This window comes from Streptomyces sp. NPDC052299, from assembly GCF_040679335.1.
Lineage (GTDB): Bacteria > Actinomycetota > Actinomycetes > Streptomycetales > Streptomycetaceae > Streptomyces.
Window position 1 is genome coordinate 266,320 of record NZ_JBFAUP010000007.1, and the last position, 21,050, is coordinate 287,369.

The 21,050-nt window shown below is 73.0% G+C and carries 21 protein-coding genes; 8 read left to right on the forward strand and 13 right to left on the reverse strand.

Annotation, left to right across the window (positions count from 1 at the left end; translation table 11 throughout):
* Nucleotides 1–129: 129 nt before the first annotated feature.
* Nucleotides 130–663: a DUF6328 family protein gene (locus AB0L33_RS14850; RefSeq protein ID WP_365681278.1), complete on the forward strand. Its 534-nt coding sequence runs from the start codon at nucleotides 130–132 to the stop codon at nucleotides 661–663.
* Between the two features lie 12 nt (nucleotides 664–675).
* On the opposite strand, the gene AB0L33_RS14855 is transcribed toward AB0L33_RS14850, so the two are convergent.
* Nucleotides 676–1,641, reverse strand: coding sequence for an LLM class F420-dependent oxidoreductase (locus AB0L33_RS14855; RefSeq protein WP_365681280.1), 966 nt, complete (start codon nucleotides 1,639–1,641; stop codon nucleotides 676–678).
* Between the two features lie 136 nt (nucleotides 1,642–1,777).
* On the opposite strand from AB0L33_RS14855, the gene AB0L33_RS14860 reads away from it, so the two are divergent.
* Nucleotides 1,778–2,152, forward strand: a complete 375-nt coding sequence (locus tag AB0L33_RS14860; protein WP_365681282.1) for a VOC family protein — start codon at nucleotides 1,778–1,780, stop codon at nucleotides 2,150–2,152.
* A gap of 3 nt (nucleotides 2,153–2,155) precedes the next feature.
* Here AB0L33_RS14860 and AB0L33_RS14865 read toward each other — a convergent pair whose 3' ends face one another.
* The 6 genes from AB0L33_RS14865 to AB0L33_RS14890 all read right to left on the reverse strand — a co-directional run bounded on the left by AB0L33_RS14865 (nucleotide 2,156) and on the right by AB0L33_RS14890 (nucleotide 6,617).
* Nucleotides 2,156–2,824: an HAD family hydrolase gene (locus AB0L33_RS14865; RefSeq protein WP_365681284.1), complete on the reverse strand. Its 669-nt coding sequence runs from the start codon at nucleotides 2,822–2,824 to the stop codon at nucleotides 2,156–2,158.
* Between the two features lie 34 nt (nucleotides 2,825–2,858).
* The gene (locus AB0L33_RS14870; RefSeq protein ID WP_365681428.1) at nucleotides 2,859–3,395 is read right to left on the reverse strand and encodes an isochorismatase family cysteine hydrolase; all 537 of its coding nucleotides are present in this window, start codon (nucleotides 3,393–3,395) and stop codon (nucleotides 2,859–2,861) included.
* Nucleotides 3,396–3,462: 67 nt separating this feature from the next.
* Complete coding sequence (locus tag AB0L33_RS14875) at nucleotides 3,463–4,143, reverse strand: UdgX family uracil-DNA binding protein (protein ID WP_365681286.1); 681 nt, start codon at nucleotides 4,141–4,143, stop codon at nucleotides 3,463–3,465.
* A complete protein-coding gene (locus tag AB0L33_RS14880) occupies nucleotides 4,143–5,180 on the reverse strand; it encodes an NAD-dependent epimerase/dehydratase family protein (protein WP_365681288.1) in 1,038 nt (345 codons plus the stop codon). Before AB0L33_RS14880 ends, AB0L33_RS14875 begins: the two co-directional genes overlap by 1 nt.
* A 22-nt stretch (nucleotides 5,181–5,202) precedes the next feature.
* Nucleotides 5,203–6,393 carry an alcohol dehydrogenase catalytic domain-containing protein gene (locus AB0L33_RS14885; protein WP_365681290.1) on the reverse strand — a complete coding sequence of 397 codons (1,191 nt, stop codon included), beginning with the start codon at nucleotides 6,391–6,393 and terminating at the stop codon, nucleotides 5,203–5,205.
* Between the two features lie 44 nt (nucleotides 6,394–6,437).
* Nucleotides 6,438–6,617 carry a hypothetical protein gene (locus AB0L33_RS14890; RefSeq protein WP_361035927.1) on the reverse strand — a complete coding sequence of 60 codons (180 nt, stop codon included), beginning with the start codon at nucleotides 6,615–6,617 and terminating at the stop codon, nucleotides 6,438–6,440.
* Nucleotides 6,618–6,975: 358 nt separating this feature from the next.
* Between AB0L33_RS14890 and AB0L33_RS14895 the strand changes: the two genes are divergently transcribed.
* From AB0L33_RS14895 to AB0L33_RS14905, 3 genes are read left to right on the forward strand one after another with little or no spacing between them, the layout of a single operon-like run.
* Entirely contained in the window at nucleotides 6,976–8,205 is a 1,230-nt protein-coding gene (locus tag AB0L33_RS14895) for a cytochrome P450 (RefSeq protein WP_365681293.1), read from the forward strand.
* Nucleotides 8,206–8,239: 34 nt separating this feature from the next.
* Nucleotides 8,240–9,121 carry an SDR family oxidoreductase gene (locus AB0L33_RS14900; RefSeq protein WP_365681295.1) on the forward strand — a complete coding sequence of 294 codons (882 nt, stop codon included), beginning with the start codon at nucleotides 8,240–8,242 and terminating at the stop codon, nucleotides 9,119–9,121.
* A 49-nt stretch (nucleotides 9,122–9,170) separates the two neighbouring features.
* Complete coding sequence (locus tag AB0L33_RS14905) at nucleotides 9,171–10,652, forward strand: aminotransferase class I/II-fold pyridoxal phosphate-dependent enzyme (RefSeq protein ID WP_365681297.1); 1,482 nt, start codon at nucleotides 9,171–9,173, stop codon at nucleotides 10,650–10,652.
* Nucleotides 10,653–10,674: 22 nt separating this feature from the next.
* Here AB0L33_RS14905 and AB0L33_RS14910 read toward each other — a convergent pair whose 3' ends face one another.
* On the reverse strand, nucleotides 10,675–11,766 hold the full coding sequence (locus AB0L33_RS14910; protein ID WP_365681430.1) for a glutamate--cysteine ligase: 1,092 nt from the start codon (nucleotides 11,764–11,766) through the stop codon (nucleotides 10,675–10,677).
* Between the two features lie 148 nt (nucleotides 11,767–11,914).
* Complete coding sequence (locus tag AB0L33_RS14915; RefSeq protein ID WP_365681299.1) at nucleotides 11,915–13,033, reverse strand: PAS domain-containing protein; 1,119 nt, start codon at nucleotides 13,031–13,033, stop codon at nucleotides 11,915–11,917.
* A gap of 101 nt (nucleotides 13,034–13,134) precedes the next feature.
* On the opposite strand from AB0L33_RS14915, the gene AB0L33_RS14920 reads away from it, so the two are divergent.
* A complete protein-coding gene (locus AB0L33_RS14920; RefSeq protein WP_365681301.1) occupies nucleotides 13,135–13,851 on the forward strand; it encodes a GAF and ANTAR domain-containing protein in 717 nt (238 codons plus the stop codon).
* Nucleotides 13,852–13,966: 115 nt separating this feature from the next.
* On the opposite strand, the gene AB0L33_RS14925 is transcribed toward AB0L33_RS14920, so the two are convergent.
* Nucleotides 13,967–14,938 (reverse strand): iron-containing redox enzyme family protein, encoded by a 972-nt coding sequence (locus tag AB0L33_RS14925; protein ID WP_365681304.1) that lies wholly within the window; start codon nucleotides 14,936–14,938, stop codon nucleotides 13,967–13,969.
* A 160-nt stretch (nucleotides 14,939–15,098) separates the two neighbouring features.
* On the opposite strand from AB0L33_RS14925, the gene AB0L33_RS14930 reads away from it, so the two are divergent.
* Nucleotides 15,099–15,656 carry a type 1 glutamine amidotransferase domain-containing protein gene (locus AB0L33_RS14930; protein WP_365681306.1) on the forward strand — a complete coding sequence of 186 codons (558 nt, stop codon included), beginning with the start codon at nucleotides 15,099–15,101 and terminating at the stop codon, nucleotides 15,654–15,656.
* A 46-nt stretch (nucleotides 15,657–15,702) separates the two neighbouring features.
* Here AB0L33_RS14930 and AB0L33_RS14935 read toward each other — a convergent pair whose 3' ends face one another.
* From AB0L33_RS14935 to AB0L33_RS14945, 3 genes are all read right to left on the reverse strand, one after another.
* Nucleotides 15,703–16,536 carry a class II glutamine amidotransferase gene (locus AB0L33_RS14935; protein WP_365681308.1) on the reverse strand — a complete coding sequence of 278 codons (834 nt, stop codon included), beginning with the start codon at nucleotides 16,534–16,536 and terminating at the stop codon, nucleotides 15,703–15,705.
* Nucleotides 16,537–16,713: 177 nt separating this feature from the next.
* Complete coding sequence (locus tag AB0L33_RS14940) at nucleotides 16,714–17,076, reverse strand: YrdB family protein (protein ID WP_365681432.1); 363 nt, start codon at nucleotides 17,074–17,076, stop codon at nucleotides 16,714–16,716.
* Nucleotides 17,077–17,167: 91 nt separating this feature from the next.
* The gene (locus AB0L33_RS14945; RefSeq protein ID WP_365681310.1) at nucleotides 17,168–18,493 is read right to left on the reverse strand and encodes an APC family permease; all 1,326 of its coding nucleotides are present in this window, start codon (nucleotides 18,491–18,493) and stop codon (nucleotides 17,168–17,170) included.
* Nucleotides 18,494–18,705: 212 nt separating this feature from the next.
* On the opposite strand from AB0L33_RS14945, the gene AB0L33_RS14950 reads away from it, so the two are divergent.
* The gene (locus tag AB0L33_RS14950) at nucleotides 18,706–20,982 is read left to right on the forward strand and encodes a catalase (RefSeq protein ID WP_365681312.1); all 2,277 of its coding nucleotides are present in this window, start codon (nucleotides 18,706–18,708) and stop codon (nucleotides 20,980–20,982) included.
* Nucleotides 20,983–21,050: the final 68 nt, after the last annotated feature.

The window sequence follows — 21,050 nt, forward strand, 5'->3', positions numbered from 1 at the left end:
CCCACTTTCAACCTGGTGCTTTTTGTTTTGGCGGTGGGGCGGTGAGTCCCGGGGGTGGGGCCGTTACTTTGGTGCGGGGGCCCGACGGCCCGCGCACAAAGGTTCCGGCACGAGGGAGGGACACCACACATGGACAACGGACGAGCGGACCGGGACGGCCGCGACGACGCCCACCGGGGGCGGGACGAGACGACCGAGGAGCGGGCGGACCGCCGGTGGACGGAACTGCTCCAGGAACTGCGGGTGGCACAGACCGGGGTGCAGATCCTCTTCGGCTTCCTGCTCGCGGTCGTCTTCCAGCCGCGCTTCACCACCCTCTCGGACACCGACAGGACGATCTACGTCGTCACGGTGCTCCTGGGTTCCGCCACGGCGGCCGCGCTGATCGGGCCGGTCAGCTACCACCGGCTGCTGACCGGTCGCCATCTGAAGCCGGAGACGGTGGTGTGGGCCTCACGGCTCACCCTCCTCGGGCTCGTGCTGCTGTTCTGCACGATGTGTTCGGCGCTGCTGCTCATCATGCGGGTGGCGCTGCACAACACGCTCGCCCTGTGGCTGGTGGGCGGGATGGCGCTGTGGTCCTTCGTCTGCTGGTTCGTCTTCCCGGCCTGGGCGATGGCGCGCTCGCCGAACGGGCGCGACCGCGCCGGGCGCGGGGCGTGATCCGTACGCACGTCACATGGCGCGCAGCGCGGGAAGCAGCTTCTCCTGGGCCCAGTCGATGAACGGCTTCTGGTGGTCTCCGCCGATCTGTACGAGGGCGACCTCGGTGAACCCCGCCTCGGTGAAGGGGCGGACCGCTTCCACGAACTGCCCGACGTCGTCGCCGCAGGGCACCGCCTCGGCGATGTCTTCGGGCCGGACGTACTGCGTGGCCTGGTCGAAGGCGGAGGGGCCCGGCAGTTCCGAGTTGACCTTCCAGCCGCCGACGGACCAGCGGAACTGGTCGTGGGCGCGCTTCACCGCCGCGTCGCGGTCGGGGTCGTAGCAGACGGGCAGCTGGCCGACCCGGGGCTTTCCGCCACCGCCGTGCCGGTCGAAGTCGGTGAGCAGCTCTTCCTTGGGCTCGGTGGCGATCACGAGGTCCGCGAGCCGGCCCGCGATCTCGCACGACCGGTCGCCGGAGACGGCGACGCCGAGGGGCACGGCCACGTCGGGCACGTCCCACAGCTTGGCGTTCTCCACGTCGAAGTGGGGGCCGTGGTGGTTGACGTAGCCTCCGGCGAGGAGCGCCTTGATGATCTCCACGGCCTCCTCGAGCTTGTCGAGCCGCACCCGGGCGTCCGGCCAGCCGCCGCCCACCACGTGTTCGTTCAGGCTCTCGCCGGAGCCGAGCCCGAGCCGGAACCGCCCCTCGGAGAGCAGTTGCAGCGTGGCGGCCTTCTGCGCCACGACGGCCGGGTGGTAGCGGGTGGTCGGGCAGGTCACGTACGTCATCAGCGGGATGCGGGTGGTGGCCTGCGCGGCGGCGCCCAGCACGCTCCAGGCGTACGGGGCGTGGCCCTGGGACTTCAGCCAGGGGAAGTAGTGGTCGGAGGTCACGGAGAAGTCGAAGCCGGCCTGCTCGGCCGCCACCACGTCCGCCACGAGGGCTCGCGGTCCCGACTGCTCGGTCATCATCGTGTATCCGAATTGCACCATATCTCCCGGGTTACCGATCTCCGGCGGTCGAAACGTACCGGCGGCAAGACTTCCGGATCGTGTTTCCCCCGTGCCGGACGCGGAACCCGTAGGAGCGACGCCCGCACATCCGCGTACACCGAGAGCGAGGAACGACATGGCTGTCGCGACCTACTGCCTGGTTGCCGTCGACTGCCCGGACCCGGCGGCGCTCGCCGGTTTCTACCAGAAGGTGCTGGGCGGGGAGGTGACGCACGACAACGACCGCTGGTACGAGCTCCGCGTGCCCGGCGGCGCGCGGCTGGCCTTCCAGCTGGCCCCGGATCACCAGCCGCCGGAGTGGCCGCGCGCGGACCGCAACTCCCAGCAGGAGCACCTGGACTTCGAGGTGGAGGACATGGAGGCCGCCCAGCGCGAGGTGCTCGCCCTGGGGGCCACGCCGCTCGACGTGGACGACGACGGCGGCAAGCGCGACTTCCGGGTCTTCGCGGACCCGGCCGGGCACCCGTTCTGCCTGTGCAACGGCGGGTAGGGCCTACGGGGTCATCCGGCCGATGACGCCGGAGTCGAGGCGGCCCAGGAGCGCGGCCGGGGAGGCGTGGACCTCCACGGCCCCGGCCGCCTCCAGGTCCGCCCGGGGGATGCCGCCCGACAGCAGACCCACGGCGGGAACCGACGCCTTGGTCGCCGCCGCCATGTCCCAGACCGAGTCGCCGATGTACACGGCCTCCTCGCTGGTGGCGCCGGCGATGTCCAGCGCGTGGCGGATCGGGTCCGGTGCGGGCTTCCCCTCGTCCACGTCGTCGGAGCTGGCGGTGCCGGAGATGACGTCGTCGGCGTCGAGCGCCCGCCGCAGAGCCTGCAGCTCGGGCCCGGAGGCGGAGGTGGCGAGGACGATCGTCCAGCCCCGGCCGGCCAGCGCGCGCAGCAGGTCCGCCGCGCCCTCCAGCGGGGGCAGGCGTTCGAAGGAGGTCGCGTACAGCGCGGAGTGCGTCGCGGTGATGCCGTCGTCCTGTCGCCCGTCCCGGTCGGGGCCGAGCAGATGGGCGACGAGGTCGTCGGAGCCGAGGCCGACCGCGCGGTGGATCGCGCGCATCGGCACGGTGTGCCCGGCCTGGTGGAACGCCTCCCACCACGCGGTGACGTGCAGGTAGTTGGTGTCGACCAGGGTGCCGTCCACGTCGAACAGTGCGGCGCGCGTCATGGTGGTCCTTTCGTGGCGGCGTGGCCCGCCGGTGTCACAGGTCGATCTCGCCGGCGGCGCACACCCGGGCGCCCATGTTCCGTTCGGTCATCCGCAGCGCGGCGTCGGCCAGGTCGGCGTGGATGTGGGCCACCCCGTCGCGCGGGATGGTCAGGTCCAGGTGGCGGATGTGCGCGTCGAGCGCGGAGTAGAGGATGCACTGCTCGGTCACCTGACCGGTCAGGACGAGATGGCCGACGTCCAACTGGTGGAGCAGGTACGGCAGGGGCGTCTCGTAGAAGATCGAGTGCCGGGCCTTGACCACGAAGAGCGAGTTCTCGTCGGGCTTCAGCGGTTCCACGAGGTCGGGGCGGGCCCCCGCCATGGCCGCCTCGACGATCTCCCCGTGGTGGGAGCGCCAGTCCCCGAAGTTGTCGTTGGCGTAGATCACGAGGGAACCGCTTCCCCGGGCCGCCTTCAGCAGGTCCGCGATGACGGGCACGGCCCGCTCGGCCGAGGGGAGGAGCTGGTCGGCGTCCTCGTGGTCGTACGGGTTGATCATGTCGATGACGATCAGCGCCTTGCGGGACATGGGTGTCATGGTGGCATCCGTGGGGCCTTGCGGCGAGCCGGAACCGTGGGCCATGTCGCTCGTCCGCTCACCGCAGGAACCGCGCCGCCACGCGCAGGTCGGCGACGAGCCCACGGTACGCCTCCGCCCTGTCCGGCGCTCTCAGCACGGCGGAGGGGTGCACGGTGGCGACCAGTCCCCGCGCGGGGCCGTCCCCGTCCCGCCCGGCCCGGGCGGGCGTGGGGAGTGCGGCGACGGGCAGGTACAGCAGGGTGCCGCGGCTCTCGGTGACCTTGAAGGAGTTGCCCAGGACGGACTTGCCCGCGGTGGCTCCGAGGACGACCACCAGCTCGGGGTCGACCCGCTGCAGTTCCTCGGAGAGCCAGGGGCGGCAGGCCGTCATCTCGCGCAGGCTGGGCGCCTTGTGAATGCGGCGTCTGCCCTCGCCGGCCGTGGTGAACTTGAAGTGCTTGACGGCATTCGTGAAGTACACGTCGCCCTCGGCCATCTCCGCGTCGGCCAGCGCCTTGCGCAGGAGGTGCCCGGCCGGGCCCACGAAGGGCTCGCCCGCCCGGTCCTCCTGGTCGCCGGGCTGCTCGCCGACGACGACCGCACGGGCATGGGCGGGCCCGTCCCCGAAGACGGTCTGCGTCGCGTTCTCGTACAAGGGGCAGCCGCGGCAGTCCACCGCTGCCCGGCGGAGCGCGGCGACGCCGCCCCGCGCCGGCACGAAGGGCTGGGCGCCGCCCGCCGCCCCGTCGGCACCCATCAGCTCCACCGGCTGCCCGCCAGCGGGGCGGTCGCCTCGCCTGTGCCGCGCACGACGCCGCGCAGGAACGCCGTCAGCGCCTCGGACGCCGAGTAGCGGGGCCGCCAGTCCAGCTCCTCGTGGGCCCGGGCGCAGTCCATGACGGGCAGGCGGAGCACCGCGTCGAAGAGGTGGGGCGATGCCGGGACCGCCCGGGCGTGCCAGGCGGTCGCCAGCGCTCCGCGTACGAGCGGTACGGGCGCGCGTACCACCCGGGCGTCGAGGAGGGCGCCCAGGGACCGGGCGTCGGTGACGGTGTCGGCGGCCAGGTTGAAGGGGCCGCGCACGTCGCCGAGCACGGCGAGCCGGTACGCCTCGGCCGCGTCGTCCGTGTGCAGCACCTGGAACCTCAGCCCCTCCAGGTCGGGTACGAAGGGCAGCAGGTCGGGGCGGAGGAGTACGCCGGGAAGGTATTTCCCGCCGAAGATGCGCCGCTGCTCGGGAGCGGCCGTCTCCTTGAAGAGGAACCCGGGCCGCATCCGTACCACCCGGATCTGCGGGTGGCGCAGCTCGAAGGTGTCCAGGACCCGTTCCAGGTACGCCTTCTCCCGGCAGTAAGCCGCGTCCGGCCAGCCGTGGGTCGGCCACTGTTCGTCCACACCGGGCTCGCGCTTGGGCCCGGGCGAGTAGGCGCCCACGGACGAGGCGTGGACCAGTGCCGGGACCCCGGCCGTGCGCACCGCGTCGAAGACGCGCAGGGAGCCCTCGACGTTGCTGCGCCAGGTGACGACGGGGTCGTGGGTGGGCTGGAAGCGCCAGGCCAGATGGACGACGGCGTCCGCGCCCGTCAGCAGGGAGCCGAGTGTCCGGGCGCTGTCCGGGCGGGAGAGGTCCACCCTCCCCCACTCGACGCCGGGCAGGGTGAGGCCGGGCAGCCGCCGGGCCAGGCCGAGGACCGACCCGACGTCCGGGTCCCGCGCCAGGGACCTGACGAGGCTCGTGCCGACGTTGCCGGTGGCGCCCGTGACGACGACGCGCAGCCCTTGCGATGCGTTCACGGTGACTCCTTGCGTCGCGGTGTCAGGGCCGCAGCAGCGTCTTGACCATGCCGTCGGCCTTCGCCTGGAAGGTCTCGTACGCCTTCGGGCCGTCCTCCAGCGGCAGGTGGTGCGTGGCGAAGCCGTCCACGCCCAGCGGGTCCTCGTCCACGAGCAGCGGCAGGATGTCGGGCACCCAGTGCTTGACGTTCGCCTGGCCCATCCGGAGCTGGATCTGCTTGTCGAACATGGTGAGCAGGGGCAGCGGGTCCACGGCGCCGCCGTAGACACCGGAGATGGAGAGGGTGCCGCCCCGGCGCACCACGTCGATGGCGGTGAGGAGGGCGCTGAGCCGGTCGATGCCGGCGCGTTCCATGAGCGGGCGGGCCGCCGCGTCCGGCAGCAGGCCGACCGCCCACTGACCGGCCTTGCCGATCGGTGCCCCGGTGGCGTGGGCCTCCATGCCGACGGCGTCGATGACCGCGTCGGTGCCCCGGCCGCCGGTGAGGTCCCGGACCGCGTCCGGCAGGTCCTTGCCGTAGCGGCTCAGGTCGAGGGTCTGGACGCCCCGCGCGGCCGAGCGGGCGAGGCGTTCGGGGACCAGGTCCACGCCGATGACCAGGCCGGCGCCCCGGTGCAGGGCGATGCGGGCGGCCATGTCGCCGATCGGGCCGAGCCCGAGGACGGTGACGCTGCCGCCGGGCGGGATCGCGGCGTACTCGACGGCCTGCCAGGCGGTGGGCAGCACGTCGGAGAGGTAGACGAACCGGTCGTCCGGCGGGCCCTCGGGGACCTTGATGGGCAGGGTGTTGCCGAAGGGCACCCTCAGCAGCTCGGCCTGCCCGCCGGGCACCTGCCCGTACAGCTTGGTGTACCCGAAGAGCGAGGCGCCGGTGCCGTACTCCCGGACCTGGGTGGTCTCGCACTGCGAGTGCAGGCCCGCGCCGCACATGAAGCAGGTGCCGCAGGAGACGTTGAACGGGACGACGACCCGGTCCCCGCGCGACACGGCGGTCACCTCGGGGCCGGTCACCTCCACGACGCCCATCGGCTCGTGGCCCAGGATGTCGCCGGGATCGAGGTAGGGGCCGAGTACTTCGTACAGATGGAGGTCCGATCCGCAGATGCCCGTCGAGGTGACCCGGATGATGATGTCGGTCGGGTCCTGGATGACCGGGTCGGGCACGGTCTCGACACGGACGTCGCGCTTTCCTTGCCAGGTCAGTGCACGCATGGGTGGTCTCCTCGCTGTCGGGTGACGGCCGCGCCGCCGGTCGGTCAGTGGCGGGCCTCGCGCCGGGCCGCCTTCGCCTCCGCCTGGGCGATCCGTCCGGCGGTCTCCCGTCGGCGCCCCTCCGCCTTCAGGCTTTCGTCGCCCAGCGCGGCGCCGTCCGACTTGAGCTTCGCCGCCTTCGCCCTCATGGCCAGGGCGCGAACGATTTCGGCATGCCTTCCCATAACTCCTCGGTACCTCCCGGGTCGTCCCGCGGGGCGTGCCCGCACGGCCGTTCGGTGCGACGGGTTCCCCCGGAACGCGGGTTCAACCGGAATGCCCGATTCAAACGGGACGCAGGCCGGTCGAGGCATACGAGATCGCCGCCGTCGGTCCCGCATGTCCCCGGACGGTACGGGTACCCGCCTGGCCAGGCTCCCGGCGTACGCGGGAGCAGGCGCTGCCGGTTGGGACCACAGCCGCAGCGCCGTCCAGCGGACTCCGAGTCGCGCGCCGGTCCCGGTGCGCCCAGGATCGACGGCGGGGCACCGACGGACCCCGCCCACCGCCGCCCGCATACCCGTTCCGTTCCACGGAGAGCTCATGGCCGACAGCACCCTGTCCCTCCTGCTCCAGGGTTACGCCTGGCTGCCCGACCGCCGGCGGCGCAGTGGCGGGGCACCGGTCCGCACCCGGCTGCTGGGCAAGCGGGTCGTCGCGCTGCACGGACCGGCAGCGGTCCGCTTCTTCTACGACGAAAAGCACATCCGCCGCCACGGGGCGCTGCCGGAACCGGTCATCGACACGCTGTTCGGCCGGGGCGCGGTCCACACCCTGGACGGTGAGCCGCACCGGGTGCGCAAGGGGATGTTCCTCCACCTGTTGAAGGACCCCGAAGGCGTACGGGCTCTCGCGGACCGGGTCGCCCTGGAGTGGAAGGACACCGTGCCCCGGTGGGCCGGCCGGGGCCCGGTCGTGCTGTTCGACGAGGTGGCCGGGGTGCTCACGCGCGCCGTCCACGCGTGGGCCGGGGTACCGCTGCCGGAGGACGAGGCGGACGGTGTGGCGCGCGACCTGGTCGCCATGGTGGACGGTTTCGCGTCGGCCGGGCCCCGGCAGCTGCGCGCTCGTGCCGCCCGGCGCCGGCAGGAACGGCGTGTGGCGCGCCTGGTGGAGCGGGAACGCGACAGCGGCGACACGGGGGCCGGCGACGGGCTGCGGCCCGCCCCGTTCCGTACCGTGGTCCACCATCGCGATGCCGACGGTTCGCTGCTGGAGCCCCGCACGGCGGCCGTCGAGGTGCTCAACATCCTGCGCCCGACCGTCGCGGTCAGCTGGTTCGCGGCGTTCGCGGCGCACGCCCTGCACCGGTGGCCGGAGCACCGGTCGGCGCTCCGCGAAGGCGATCCGGCCCACGCCCTCGCCTTCGCGCAGGAGGTCCGGCGCTTCTACCCGTTCGCCCCGTTCATCGGCGGGCTGGCGGCGGACCGGCTCGACTGGGAGGGCCAGGCCATCCGCCCCGGGACGATGGTGCTCCTCGACCTGTACGGGCAGAACCACGACGCGGACCTGTGGCCCCGGCCCTACGTCTTCGACCCCGCGCGCTTCCACGGCACTCCGGTCCGGCCCGACGAACTGGTCCCGCAGGGCGGCGGCGACCCGGCCAGGGGACACCGTTGCCCTGGCGAGGACATCACCCTCGCCCTGCTGTCCGCCCTCGCGGTGCTGCTGTCCGGCCTCTCGTACCGGGTGCCGGAGCAGGACCTCGCCATTCCGCTCCACCGGATCCCCACCGCGCCCCGGAGCGGTTTCGTCATCGACGACGTCCGATAACCCCTGTCCCCACGACCGCGAGGAAGACGAACCCATGAGCACACCCGGCCAGGACCCCACCGAGCGCTTCCCCAGGCCCGACTTTCCGCAACAGGGGCAGGAGCACCCCGGCTGGACGGGGCCCATGGACCCGCCGCCCGACCACGGCGAGGACTCCTACCGGGGCCACGGACTCCTGAAGGACCGCAAGGCCGTCGTGACCGGGGGCGACTCCGGCATCGGCCGGGCCGTCGCGCTGGCCTTCGCCCGGGAGGGGGCGGACGTGCTGATCACCCACCTCGACACCGAGGAGGACGAGGCGCGGGAGACCGCCCGGCTGGTCGAGGAGGCGGGGCGCGAGGCGCTCACGGAGGCGTGCGACATCCGGGACGAGAAGCAGTGCCGTGCGCTGATCGGCAGCGCGGTGCAGGAGTTCGGCCGCATCGACGTACTCGTCAACAACGCCGCGTACCAGATGGCACAGCCCGACGGGATCTCCGCGATCTCCACGGAGCAGTTCGACCGGGTGCTGCGCACCAACCTGTACGGGATGTTCTGGCTGTGCAAGATGGCCCTGCCGCACATCCCGGCCGGCGGGTCGATCATCAACACCACGTCGGTGCAGGCCTACAAGCCGAGTCCGCATCTGCTGGACTACGCCATGACCAAGGGCGCCATCGTCACGTTCACCCAGGGCCTCGCGCAGATGCTGGCGTCCGACGGCATCCGCGTCAACGCCGTGGCGCCCGGCCCGGTGTGGACGCCGCTGATCCCGGCGACGCTGCCGGACACCCGGGAGTTCGGGAAGCAGAGCCCGCTGGGGCGGCCCGCGCAGCCCGCCGAGATGGCTCCGGCCTACGTGTTCCTCGCCTCGGGCAACGCGAGTTACATCACCGGGGAGGTCGTCAACGCGACCGGCGGCACCCCGCTCCCCTAGGACCTGCGGCGTACGGATTGACGGGGCGGACCACGGGAAGGCGGCGGACATGCCGAAGAATCATCACGAAGCACCCGTTCTCGATGCCCTGGCCGCGTACCGGCAGCGGGGCGAGCTGGGATTCACGCCTCCCGGCCACAAGCAGGCCCGGGGCGCGGCTCCGGAGGTCAGGGCCGTGCTGGGCGACGCCGTGTTCCTCGGCGACGTGCTGGCCAGCGGCGGTCTCGACGACCGGCGGATGAAGTCCGGGGTGCTGCAGCGCGCGGAGGTCCTGATGGCCGACGCCGTACACGCGGAGCACGCGTTCTTCTCGACGTGCGGCAGCTCCCTGTCGGTCAAGGCGGCGATGCTGAGCGTCGCCGCGCACGGCCAGAAGCTGCTGGTCGGACGGGACGCGCACAAGGCGGTGATCTCCGGGCTCATCCTCTCGGGCATCCGGCCGGTGTGGGTCGAACCGCAGTGGGACACCGAACGCCATCTCGCGCACCCGCCGTCCCCGGAGGCGTACGAGCGGGCCTTCGAGGAGCACCCGGACGCGAAGGGCGCCCTGGTCACCAGCCCCACGCCGTACGGGGTGGCGGCGGATCTGCGGGCCATCGCCGACGTGTGTCACCGGCGCTCCCGGCCGCTCGTCGTGGACGAGGCGTGGGGCGCGCACCTGCCGTTCCATCCGGACCTGCCGACGTGGGCGATGGACGCCGGTGCCGATGTCTGTGTGACCAGCATCCACAAAATGGGCAGCGGTCTGGAGCAAGGGTCGGTGTTCCATTTGCAGGGCGACCTCATCGACCACGACACGCTGGCGTCCCGGGCCGATCTGCTGGGCACGACGAGCCCTTCCGTGCTGCTGTACGCGGGCATGGACGGCTGGCGGCGCCAGATGGTGCTGGAGGGGCACACGCTGATGTCGCGCGCCCTCGGCCTCGCCGCTTCGGTCCGCGAGGAGATCGAGTCGATCGACGGGATGCACGTCAACGACGCCGACGACTTCTGCGGTCCGGGTGCCGGCTCCGAGTTCGACCCGCTGCCGGTGGTCATCGACATCGCGGACCTCGGGGTCTCCGGCTATCTGGCGGCGGACTGGCTCCGCGAACACCACCACATGGACGCGCATCTGATGGACCACCGGCGCGTCAGCGCCCAGCTGACCCACGCCGACGACGCGGAGACGACGGGGCGGTTGCTGACGGCGCTGCGCGACTTCGCCCGGCACGCCCCCTCACTGCCCCGGGGGCCGGAGGTGGCGGTCCCGGCCCCGGCGGAGCTGCGGATGGAGCAGGCGAGGCTGCCGCGCGACGCCTACTTCCACGCGACCGAGGACGTAGCGGTCGAGCAGGCCGTGGGGCGCGTCGCCGCCGAGATGATCACGCCGTATCCCCCGGGCATCCCGGTGGTGCTGCCCGGCGAGCGGCTGACGGAGCCGGTGCTGCGCTACCTCCTGACGGGCCTGGAGGCGGGAATGAACCTGCCGGACCCGGCGGACCCGGGGCTGCGCACCGTACGGGTCTGCGCCGACGACGCGGACGACTGAGCGCGCGGCGGCGGCGCGCGCCTCACCCGCGCGTGCGGGCGACGCATTCCGCGACCGCGTCGCGGAGACTGCCCGTGCGGGCGAGCGCGTCGCGCTGGATACGCGCCCCGGTGCCCCGCTCGAGCACCTGCTCGATTCCCGCCTCCGCCGCCGCCAGGTCCCCGTCGTCCGCCAGTGCGTCGCGCACATGGGTGAGCAGTGCGTGCACCACGGCGGGAGCCGGGGCGGGGCGCATGGTGGCGGGGTGCAGCAGTTCGCCCTCCAGGCCGGAGCGGCCGGCCTGCCAGGCGGCCATGCGCAACAGGCCCACCCCGTACGGCTCCGGCGGGTCGCCCGCCCGCCAGGCCCGGGACGCCGTCTCGACCAGGCCGCGCACGAGCGTGGCGAGCAGCACGGCGTCGGCGGGGTCGAGACAGACGTCGGCGACCCTGACCTCGACGGTGGGATAGCGGTGCGAGAGCCGGGCGTCGAAGTAGATCATGCCCTTGTCGCGCAGGACGCCCGTGCCGACGAGGGCTGCGACCTCGTCGTGGTAACGGCGCGCGGAGCCGAACAGTTCCATCGGTCCGGCCGAGGGCCAGCGGCCCCAGACCCGGCTGCGGTAGCTGCTGTACGCGGTGTCCTGGCCCTGCCAGAAAGGCGAGTTGGTGCTCAGCGCGAGCAGCACCGCGAGCCAGGGGCGCATGCGGTCCAGCACCGCGACGCCCTCCTCGTCCGAATCCACGGAGACGTGCACATGGCACCCGCAGGTCAGCTGCTCCTGTGTGGTCAGCCCGAACTTGTCGGCCAGCCAGCGGTACCGCTCGCCCTCGCCGATGGACGGGCTGACGGGCAGCGGGGAGGTGGCGAGCGCGGCGACCGCTCCCCCGGCCTCGGCGGCGCTGCGGGCTGCCTCCGCCCGCCAGCGCAGGATCTCGTCCGCGAGTTCCCGCATGTCCGCGCGGGGCTCGGTGGCGAACTCCAGCTGCTGGCGGTGCAGCTCCGCCTCGAAGGCCGAGTCGCCCTCGGCGCGCCGTTCGGCCAGGGCCAGGACGGCCGTCGACAGCGCCCTGGGCTCGCCGCTCCGCTCGTCGACGAGCAGCAGCTCCTCCTCGACACCCACCGTGCGCACCATCATGTCCTCCATGCTCGATCGGCCGGGGGCGGCCCCTCTCACGCCGAGGCGCTTTCCACCCTCCCCCACTTCGCCGTATGCCACCTCATGGCGCGGGCACCCGTGACCGGCAGGTCTTTCTCCGCGCCGCGCGGCCCCGCCGCTCGGCTCAGCGCACGCCGCCCCGCCGCGCCACCACGGCCATCTGTCCCGCCGCGATCTCCGCGGCACCGGCCTCCAGCAGCGAGAACGGCGGCCCGGCCCCGCCCCGGAGCAGCGTCAGCGCCCCCAGCACCGTCGTGCCGTCGGGCGTGGCCAGCGCCACGGAGAGCAGGGCGGTGACGTCGGCCCGGGCCATCAGCGGGGCGCCGTCCTCGTCCGTGCCCAGCCGGTCCAGGTCGTCCGTCAGGTGTTCCACCGCCGCCGCGCCGGAGGCCATGACCTCGGCGGACACGGGGCAGGCGCGCGGGTCCTGCCGGAAGAACGCCTTCTCCAGCCCCGCGTCGTCCGGTGCCGGAGGGCCGTGGACCGCGGTCCGGACCGGCTCGTCCGGGGGCCCCAGGTCGAGCAGCGCCCAGTCCGCGAGTCCGTCGCGCAGGAGCCCCGCTACGGCGCCGAGGGCGGCCGCGGAGGGCTCGCGGCCCAGGAGCGCGCGGGCCGTGCGGTCCAGAAGCGCGGTGAGCTCGGCCTGGCGTACGACCGCCGAGGGTGCGGCCCGCTCGGCGGCGCGGCCGGCGGTGCGGGGGCCCGGTGCCGGGGCGAGCACCACGAGCACGTCCCGCTCCCGTCCGTCCGGCGCGTCGATGCCGGTGAACGTGGCGTACAGCGGTCCGTCCGGCAGTCCGGGGAGGCTGACCGGGAGGCTGCGGCCGCCCTCGCCTCCGGCCACGGCCGCCGTGTGGGCGCGGAAGGCGGCCCGGTCGGCGGGGCGCAGGAGGGCGGCGAGGGGGCGGCCCGCGGCGTACCCCGGATGGAGCCCGGTCAGTTCGGCGGCCGCCCGGTTGAGGCGGCGCACCACGGTCTGCCCGTCGGTCAGGACGACGGGCCACGGCAGGTGGTCGAAGATGGCCTTGAACGGGCGCGGCGCCGCCTTCGCGCCCGGTGTCCGGGGCGGCCCCGGTGGGTCCTGCGCCAGGCGCACGGCGTCGATGGCGTGATCCAGCTCCGCGAGGGCCGCGTCGAGCAGAACCGGGTATTCGGCGGGAGGATGGTCCCGGGCCGCGCGCAGTTCCCGTGCGCGGGCGACGAGGTCAGGAAGTCCGCTCTCACCCGCCGGTGGCCCGTTCATACGACGAAGCTAGCCGATCACCGGTGCCCCGGCGCCGAGCGGCGCGGCGGCGCCCTTTCCGTTTGCGGAGGGGCCGGTAGTTTCCAGGGAGGCTGAGGGTGATGCGGCCGATGGATGCGGTGACCAATGACGCGGCCGTGGCGCCGTGGCTCGTCGGGATCGGTGCGCGGGCCATGCGCTGCTCGGCCGGGTGCCGGGGCGCGACGGTGTTCCTGCGATGCCCCGGCGGGGAGAGCCGCGGCTCTTCCACCCACCCGGATCTCGCGGTCCTGGCCGCGCTGCAGGAGGACACCGGCGAGGGCCCGTGCGTCGAGGCCGCCCGCTCCCTGGGACCCGTCGCGGCCGTCGATCTGGTCGCCGACGCGCGGTGGCCGCGATTCCGGGCGGCGGCGCTGGAACGGGGTCTGCGCGCCTGTACGGCGGTGCCGGCCGCGGCGGAGGGGGTCACGGCGACGGTCACCCTGTACGCGTTCCGCCCGTGGCGGCTGACGGCGGGGGCCCGGGAGGCGGTCGGGATGCTGGCCGAGGAGGCGGTCGGCGGGCTTCTCCGCGAGCACGCCCGCAAGGGAGCGGAGGCGGAGGCGGAGCAGCTGCGGACGGCGATGGCGTCGCGGGCCGTGATCGACCAGGCCATCGGCATCGTGACGCACCTGCTGGACTGCGCCCCGGACCGGGCGTTCGACGTCCTGCGCGCACTCTCCCAGCGTACGAACCGCAAGCTGAACGCCGTCGCGGCGCAGATCGTACGGGCGAGGGGCCGGGGCAGCACGCGTGAGCTGCGCCGGCTGCTGGGCGAAGTGCGGACGGACGGAGCCTGAGGGCTGTCCCGCTAGGTGACGGAGCACGCACGTAGCGGGCTGGACGAGTCGGCACCGTGGGCCGCCGACGGCGGCCCACCCCACCCAGTTCACGTATGTCCGCCACGAGGTGGAATCACCCCGCAGCGGCGCCCCAGTCCCTCAGGAGCCGGTCGCCGAGGCGGTCCTCCAGGAAGCCGGTGGCCTCGATTCCGAGGACGATGTCCGCCTCGAGGCCGGGTTCGTCGTCCCGCAGCCCCCGTACGACGTCGTGCCGCACCACCTGTTCGTGGACGGCGTCCGCCTCCACGTGTTCGGTGTAGAAGAACTCGGCGGCGGGCCCGGCGCCCGCCCGCTTCATGGCGAGGGCGAGGCGGCGCGAGGCGGGCGACGAGGTGATCTCGACGGCGGCGAAGTGACCGACCAGGGCTCCCCGCAGCCGCCGGTGCAGGCCGAACAGGGACATGAGGTTGACGAGCGCCAGCATCTCGGCGTGCCCGTCGTCCAGATAGTGGCCGTACGCCGTCTCCAGACCCAGGTCCGCCATGAGGTCGGCGAACAGCCGGGCGTGGACGCGGTCGGCGCGGCCGGCGCCGAATTCGTCGTACTCGATCGCGGCCATCCCCGCCTTGGCGCGCCCGCTGAGCCGGGGCAGCACCCAGGCGTGCGGGTCGGCCTCCTTCAGGTGGTACAGGGAGCGCTGGACGGCGTAGGCCCGCAGCCGCTCCGGTGTGGCGTGTTCCTGGAGGAAGTGCGACACGCCCGTGCCGTCGACCGGTTCGACGAGCAGCGCGTCCAGGGTGTCGTCCAGACCGGCCCCGGGCGGAACGTCCCGGCGCAGCGCGGTTTCGAAGCGGCGTTCCAGGGCCGCCCTGACCGTGAGCAGTGCGGGGTCCCATTCCAGGGCCGGGTCCACCGCGTCGAAGCCCCGGTAGTGGAGCTCGTAGCAGACGTACAGGGCGAGCTGGAGGTCGTCGCCGTAGGGCTCGGCCGCGTCCGCCAGGGACGGGGCGGGCAGGGGACCGTTCCCGCGGAGATGGGCGACGACCGCTGCGGAGAGCTCGCCGCGGGCCCGGGGAAGTGCGGGTCCACCCGTCCGACCGGCCATGATGTCTCTCCTCGTCCGTCTGCCCGGGCCCTCTCCCACCATGTGGGCCCGCCGCCGATGGCGCTACATGAATGAGCGCGTCCGTGCGGGGAACCCAGAGGCTGCGACCCGGAAGCCACCTCCCGGGCGTGTTCCCCGTAGGACGGAAGGACGGCAGAAGATGAGCGACAACGGCAGCAAGGGCAAGGTGCTGGCCATCGTCACCAACTACGGCGTGGAGCAGGACGAACTCGTCGTGCCGCTCGGCCATCTGCGCGAGCGCGGTGTGCGGGTCGATGTCGCGGCTCTGAAGAAGGACGACATCGAGACGCTGGTCGGCGACAAGGACCCCGGCAAGTCCGTGAGCCCCGATCTGACGCTGGAGGAGGTCGACCCGGCGGGCTACGACCTGCTGCTCGTGCCGGGCGGCACGCTGAACGCGGACACGCTGCGGCTGCAGGGCCCGGCCTGTGACATCGTGCGGTCGTTCACCGGCTCCGGGCGCCCCGTCGCGGCCATCTGCCACGGACCGTGGGTGCTGGTGGAGACCGGCAGCGTCAAGGGCAAGCGGCTCACCTCGTACGCCTCGTTGCGGACCGACGTGCGCAACGCGGGCGGTGACTGGGTGGACGAGCCGGTCGTGACGGACGAGTCCGGCGGCTGGAAGCTCATCACCTCGCGCAACCCGGGCGACCTGGACCCGTTCCTGAAGGAGGTCGACGCCGCGCTCGGAGGCTGAGGAGCCCCGGTACACAGGCCGCCCGGCGATCCGTCCGGGCGGCCTTTCACACGGGTTCGGGCGCGAACGGCCGGAACTCGTCCTCGCCCGGCTGCACGACCCCGTAACTGCTCTCCGGCACCTCTTTCCACACGCCGGGCAGCCCGCCCAGCGGTTCCGACACCACCAGGCGGGTGCTGTCGGAGACGCCGCCCAGGAAGTCCGAATCGGGGTGGAGGGCGCGCACGGTCTCGGCCTTGCTGCTGTAGAACAGCGAGCGCGACTTGCCGAGACTCGAATAGCGGAACGACCAGAGCCGCTCGCCGTCGGACACCGCGACGGTCATCTGGAGGGGGTTCTCCACCCCTTCGTCGCGGCCCACGCGCTCGATCAGCCCGGCCATCCTGGCCACGGCTCCCGGCACGTCCTGGTCGAGTCCGAAGGTGAGCGCGAGGTAGAACATCACCTCGGAGTCCGTGGACCCTTCCAGGGCCGAGAACAGAGCCGGGTCGAGCGCCAGGGACAGATCGCGCCGCAGCCGGTGGAAGTCCGCGATCGCGCCGTTGTGCATCCACATCCAGCGGCCGTGCCGGAAGGGGTGGCAGTTGGTCTCCTGGATGGCCGTCCCCGTGGACGCCCGCACATGCGCGAAGAACAGCGGCGAGCGGATGTGGCTCGCGATCTCCCGCAGATTGCGGTTGTTCCAGGCAGGTCCGGTGTCGCGGATGACCGCGGGCATCTCCTGCTCGGGCCCGTACCAGCCGACCCCGAATCCGTCTCCGTTGGTCGTCTCCACGCCCATGGTGGAGTGCAGGCTCTGGTCGATGAGCGAGTGCTCCGGTTTGTAGAGGAGATCGCTGAGTACGACACTCGTGCCGGAATAGGCCAGCCATCGGCACATGTGCGGCCGTCCCTTCGCGGGCGGCGGGCAGGGGCCGGCGCGGACGCGCTGGTGGTGCTTCCGCGTGCCTCGGTCCCTGGGGCGCCCGGTCGTCGTCGTTATGTCCACGCTACCGACTTCACGGGTCGCCTGCCCGGTCGCGCCCGCCGGAAACCGCCCGGTACGCCGGACCCTCGGTCAGGCGGTGGGGCCCGGCCGGTGCCTGAAGGACTCCGCCAGAGCCGTGTTGATCACGACGACGACCCCCAGCGTCAGCGCGACGGCCGGGTGCCCGACCCCGTACAGCGCGAGGGCTCCCCCGCCGAGCACCAGGGCCTTCACCGCCAGGACGCCGGCGAGCGGCGGGCGGAACCGGGCGCGCGGTGCGGCGAACAGCGACCACAGCACGACGGCCACGACGACGACGGCGGAGCCGATGAGCACGCGGACCGCCAGGTTGTCGGCCAGGGTGAACCCCCACCAGAAGAGGCAGGCCAGCGCCGCCACCTCGAGCAGGAACGCGAGCAGTTCGTTGGCCGCCCACCAGGGCCGCCCGGCCACCGAAGGAATGACCTGGCCGTTCGTGGCTCTGTCGTGCACCCTGTCCCCCGCATCGCTCACGTGTACGAAGTCACCCTACTCGCAGCCCGGTTCAGCGGGCGCGGCGCAACCGCAGGGCAGCCGCGGCACCGAGGACGACGCCCACGGCGAGGACCAGGAGTCCCCGCAGCCACACCTCGCCTTCGATCTGAGTCGCCAGCCCGACGCAGGAGGCGGCGCCGAGGACGGGCACCGCCGTGGGCGCCTTGAAGTGGCCGGGGCGGCCCCGGTCCCGGCGCAGCACGAGCAGGGACGTGTTGACGAGGAAGAAGACGACGAGGAGCAGGAGGACCAGGGTCGAGGCGAGCGTGGAGACGTCGCCGGTCAGCGCGAGCAGCAGCGAGAGCGCCGTCGTCGCGGCGATCGCGGCCCATGGGGTGCGCCGGCCCGGGAGCACGGCCGTCAGGAAGCGCGGCAGCAGCCCGTCGCGGGCCATCCCGTACGCGAGCCGCGAGGACATGATGCCGGTCAGGAGCGCCCCGTTGGCCACGGCCACCAGCGCGACGGCGCTGAACAGCCAGGTCGGCACACCTCCCGCCGTGCGGACGACTTCGAGCAGCGGCCCGCTGGACTCGGCGAGCTTCCGCGTCGGCACGGCGGCCGCCGCGGCGGCGCCGACCAGGGCGTAGACGGCACCCGCGGTGATCAGCGCGCCGAAGAGTGCCCTGGGGTAGGAGCGGCGGGGATCGCGCGTCTCCTCGGCCACGTTGACGGAGGTCTCGAAGCCGACGAACGAGTAGTACGCGAGGACCGCGCCGCTGAGCACGGCCAGGACGGGCCCCTCGCTCTCCGTGCCGAGGTCGGTGAGCCGGCCCAGGTCCCCGTCGCCGCGCAGTACGACCCAGCAGCCGAGTCCGGTCACCAGCAGCAGGCCGCCCACCTCGACGCAGGTGGCGACGGCGTTGGCCCGGGTCGACTCGCTGATGCCCCGGGCGTTGAGCAGGGCGAGGGCCACCAGGAAGACGACGGTCACCAGGACCAGCGGGAGCGTGATGAACTCCGCGAGGTAATCACCGGCGAACCCCCGGGCCAGGGCCGCCACCGACACCACCCCGGCCGCGAGCATGCAGAAGCCAGCCACGAACCCGGTGAACGGCCCGTAGGCCAGCGTGGCGTAGTGCGACGCTCCGCCCGCGCGCGGGTATTTGGTGGCCAGTTCGGCGTATGAGGCGGCCGTCAGCAGCGCCAGGCACAGGGCCACCAGGAGCGGCACCCAGACCGCGCCGCCGGCATCGGCCGCGACCTCGCCGACCAGGACGTAGACCCCGGCGCCGAGCACGTCTCCGAGGATGAAGAAGTAGAGCAGTGGGGTGGTGAGCTCCTTCTTCAAGCTCGTCGGGGCATCCGGGCTCTCGGGGGTGTTTCGGGGAGCTGTCACGGGGCCCGTATACCCGGTGCGTCCTCCGGCAGACGGCAGGAACGGCCGGACGGCGGCGTGTCGCCCGTTGGAACGGGACACCGGGGCGGATGGCTCAACCGATGTGTCCGGTCGCGGAGCGGGGGGTACGCGTGGTCGGGCGATGCCGTCCCCAGCGCGTGCCGAACACTCCGCGCACGGCACTGCCCTTCCCCCCGCGAGATTGGAATCCAGTGAGCGAGAAGAAGAACCCGGTGTCGGCTGCCGCGGAGAAGATCGCCGGAAAGGTCCAGGACGCCGTCAGCCCCGGCAACGAGATCCCCGGCGCGCCCGCTCCCGAGCCCGCCCAGGTGGACGAGCCCACGAAGCCGCGCGGCCCGCTGCCGCCCAAGCACGACCAGAGCGGTCCCGAGACCGTGAGCCCCACCGGGCAGCCGACCGGTGCGGGTCAGGACAAGGTGGCCCAGGGCGGTGCCTATCTCACCACCGCGCAGGGTGCGCGGCTGTACGACACCGACCACTCGCTGAAGGCGGGGCCCCGGGGGCCGGTGCTGCTTCAGGACCACCATCTGCGGGAGAAGATCACCCACTTCGACCACGAGCGCATCCCGGAGCGGGTGGTGCACGCCCGCGGTGCCGCCGCCCACGGCGTCTTCCGCGCGTACGGCACGGCGGCGGGCATCACGAAGGCCGCGTTCCTCGCCGAGGGCGCCGAGACGCCGGTCTTCGTGCGCTTCTCGACGGTGCTCGGCTCGCGCGGTTCCGCCGACACGGTGCGCGACACCCGGGGCTTCGCGACGAAGTTCTACACCGACGAGGGGGTCTTCGACCTGGTCGGCAACAACATCCCGGTCTTCTTCATCCAGGACGCGATCAAGTTCCCCGACATCATCCACGCGGGCAAGCCGCACCCGGACCGGGAGATCCCGCAGGCGCAGAGCGCCCACGACACGTTCTGGGACTTCGTCACCCTGCACACCGAGGCGACGCACCACACCCTGTGGAACATGTCGGACCGGGGCATCCCGCGTTCGTACCGGATGATGGAGGGCTTCGGCGTCCACACCTTCCGGCTGGTCAACGCCGAGGGCGCGACCACGCTGGTGAAGTTCCACTGGAAGCCGAAGCTGGGCGTGCACTCGCAGGTGTGGGAGGAGGCCCAGATCACCGCGGGCATGGACCCGGACTTCCACCGCCGGGACCTGGCCGACGCGATCGAGGCGGGCGCCTTCCCCCAGTGGGAGCTGGGGGTGCAGACGTTCCCGGACACCGAGGACCAGATGTTCGAGGGCATCGACCTGCTCGACCCGACGAAGATCGTGCCGGAGGAGCTGGCGCCGGTCCGCGCGATCGGGCTGATGACGCTGAACGCCAACCCGTCGAACTACTTCGCCGAGACGGAGCAGGTCGCCTTCCACGTCGGCCACCTGGTGCCCGGCATCGACGTCACCAACGACGCGCTGATGCAGGGGCGCCTCTTCTCGTACGTCGACACGCAGATCACCCGGCTCGGCGGCCCGAACTTCGCGCAGCTGCCGATCAACCGGACGCACGCGCCCGTCAACGACATGCTGCGTGACGGGATGCACCAGACGGCCGTGCACCGGGGCGTCGCGCCGTACCGGCCCAACTCCCTGGACGGCGGCTGCCCGTTCACCGCCGGCGCGGACACGGGCGCCTACATCGAGGTGCCCGTCGAGGTCCCGGCGGCCCGGAAGGTGCGGGACGCGGCGGCCTCGTTCGACGACCACTTCAGCCAGGCCCGGCTGTTCTGGCTGAGCATGACGCCCACGGAGCGGGAGCACATCACGGCCGCGTACACCTTCGAGCTCGGCAAGTGCTGGGACCAGGCGGTCAAGGAGCGGGGCCTCAAGGTGCTGGCCAACATCGACCCCGAGCTGTGCGCGCACGTCGCCGAAGGGCTGGGGCTGCCGGCGCCCGGGGCGACCGAGACCCTGGCCTCGCCCGAGCCCAGTCCCGCCCTGTCCCAGCTCGGCCGGACCTGGCCGGTCGACGGCCGCGTCGTCGGCATCGTCACCGACGGGGAGACCGGCCTGGACGCCGTGCGCGAGGCGCGCGGCGCCGTCCTCGACGCCGGGATGGTCCCGTTGGTGATCGCGCCCTCCGGCGGAAAGCTGGGGTCCGGCAGCGACCCGGTCACCGTGCAGCGCACCTTCACCACGGCCCGGTCGATCGAGTTCGACGCCATCGTGCTGGCGGGGGCGCCCGCCCCGGCCCCGGACGCCTACGGCGCGCGGGACGCGAAGACCGATGACGCGGCCACGGCCACCGGGGTGGACCCGCGCGTCCTGCTGCTGGTCACCGAGGCGTTCCGGCACGGCAAGGCCGTCGGGGCCTGCGGCGACGGAACGACGGTGCTGGAGAAGGCCGGCCTGGCCTCGGACGCCCCGGGCGTGGTGGCGGGCGGGGCGGCGACCACGGTGCTGGACGGCGTCACGGAACTCCTGGCGAGCCACCGCGCCTGGGACCGCTTCACGCCCGCGCTCTGACACCGCCCCGGGCCGGCGCGCGTAGCCGGCCCGGTCCCGGGCACGCGCGGAGTACGCCGCGGACGGCA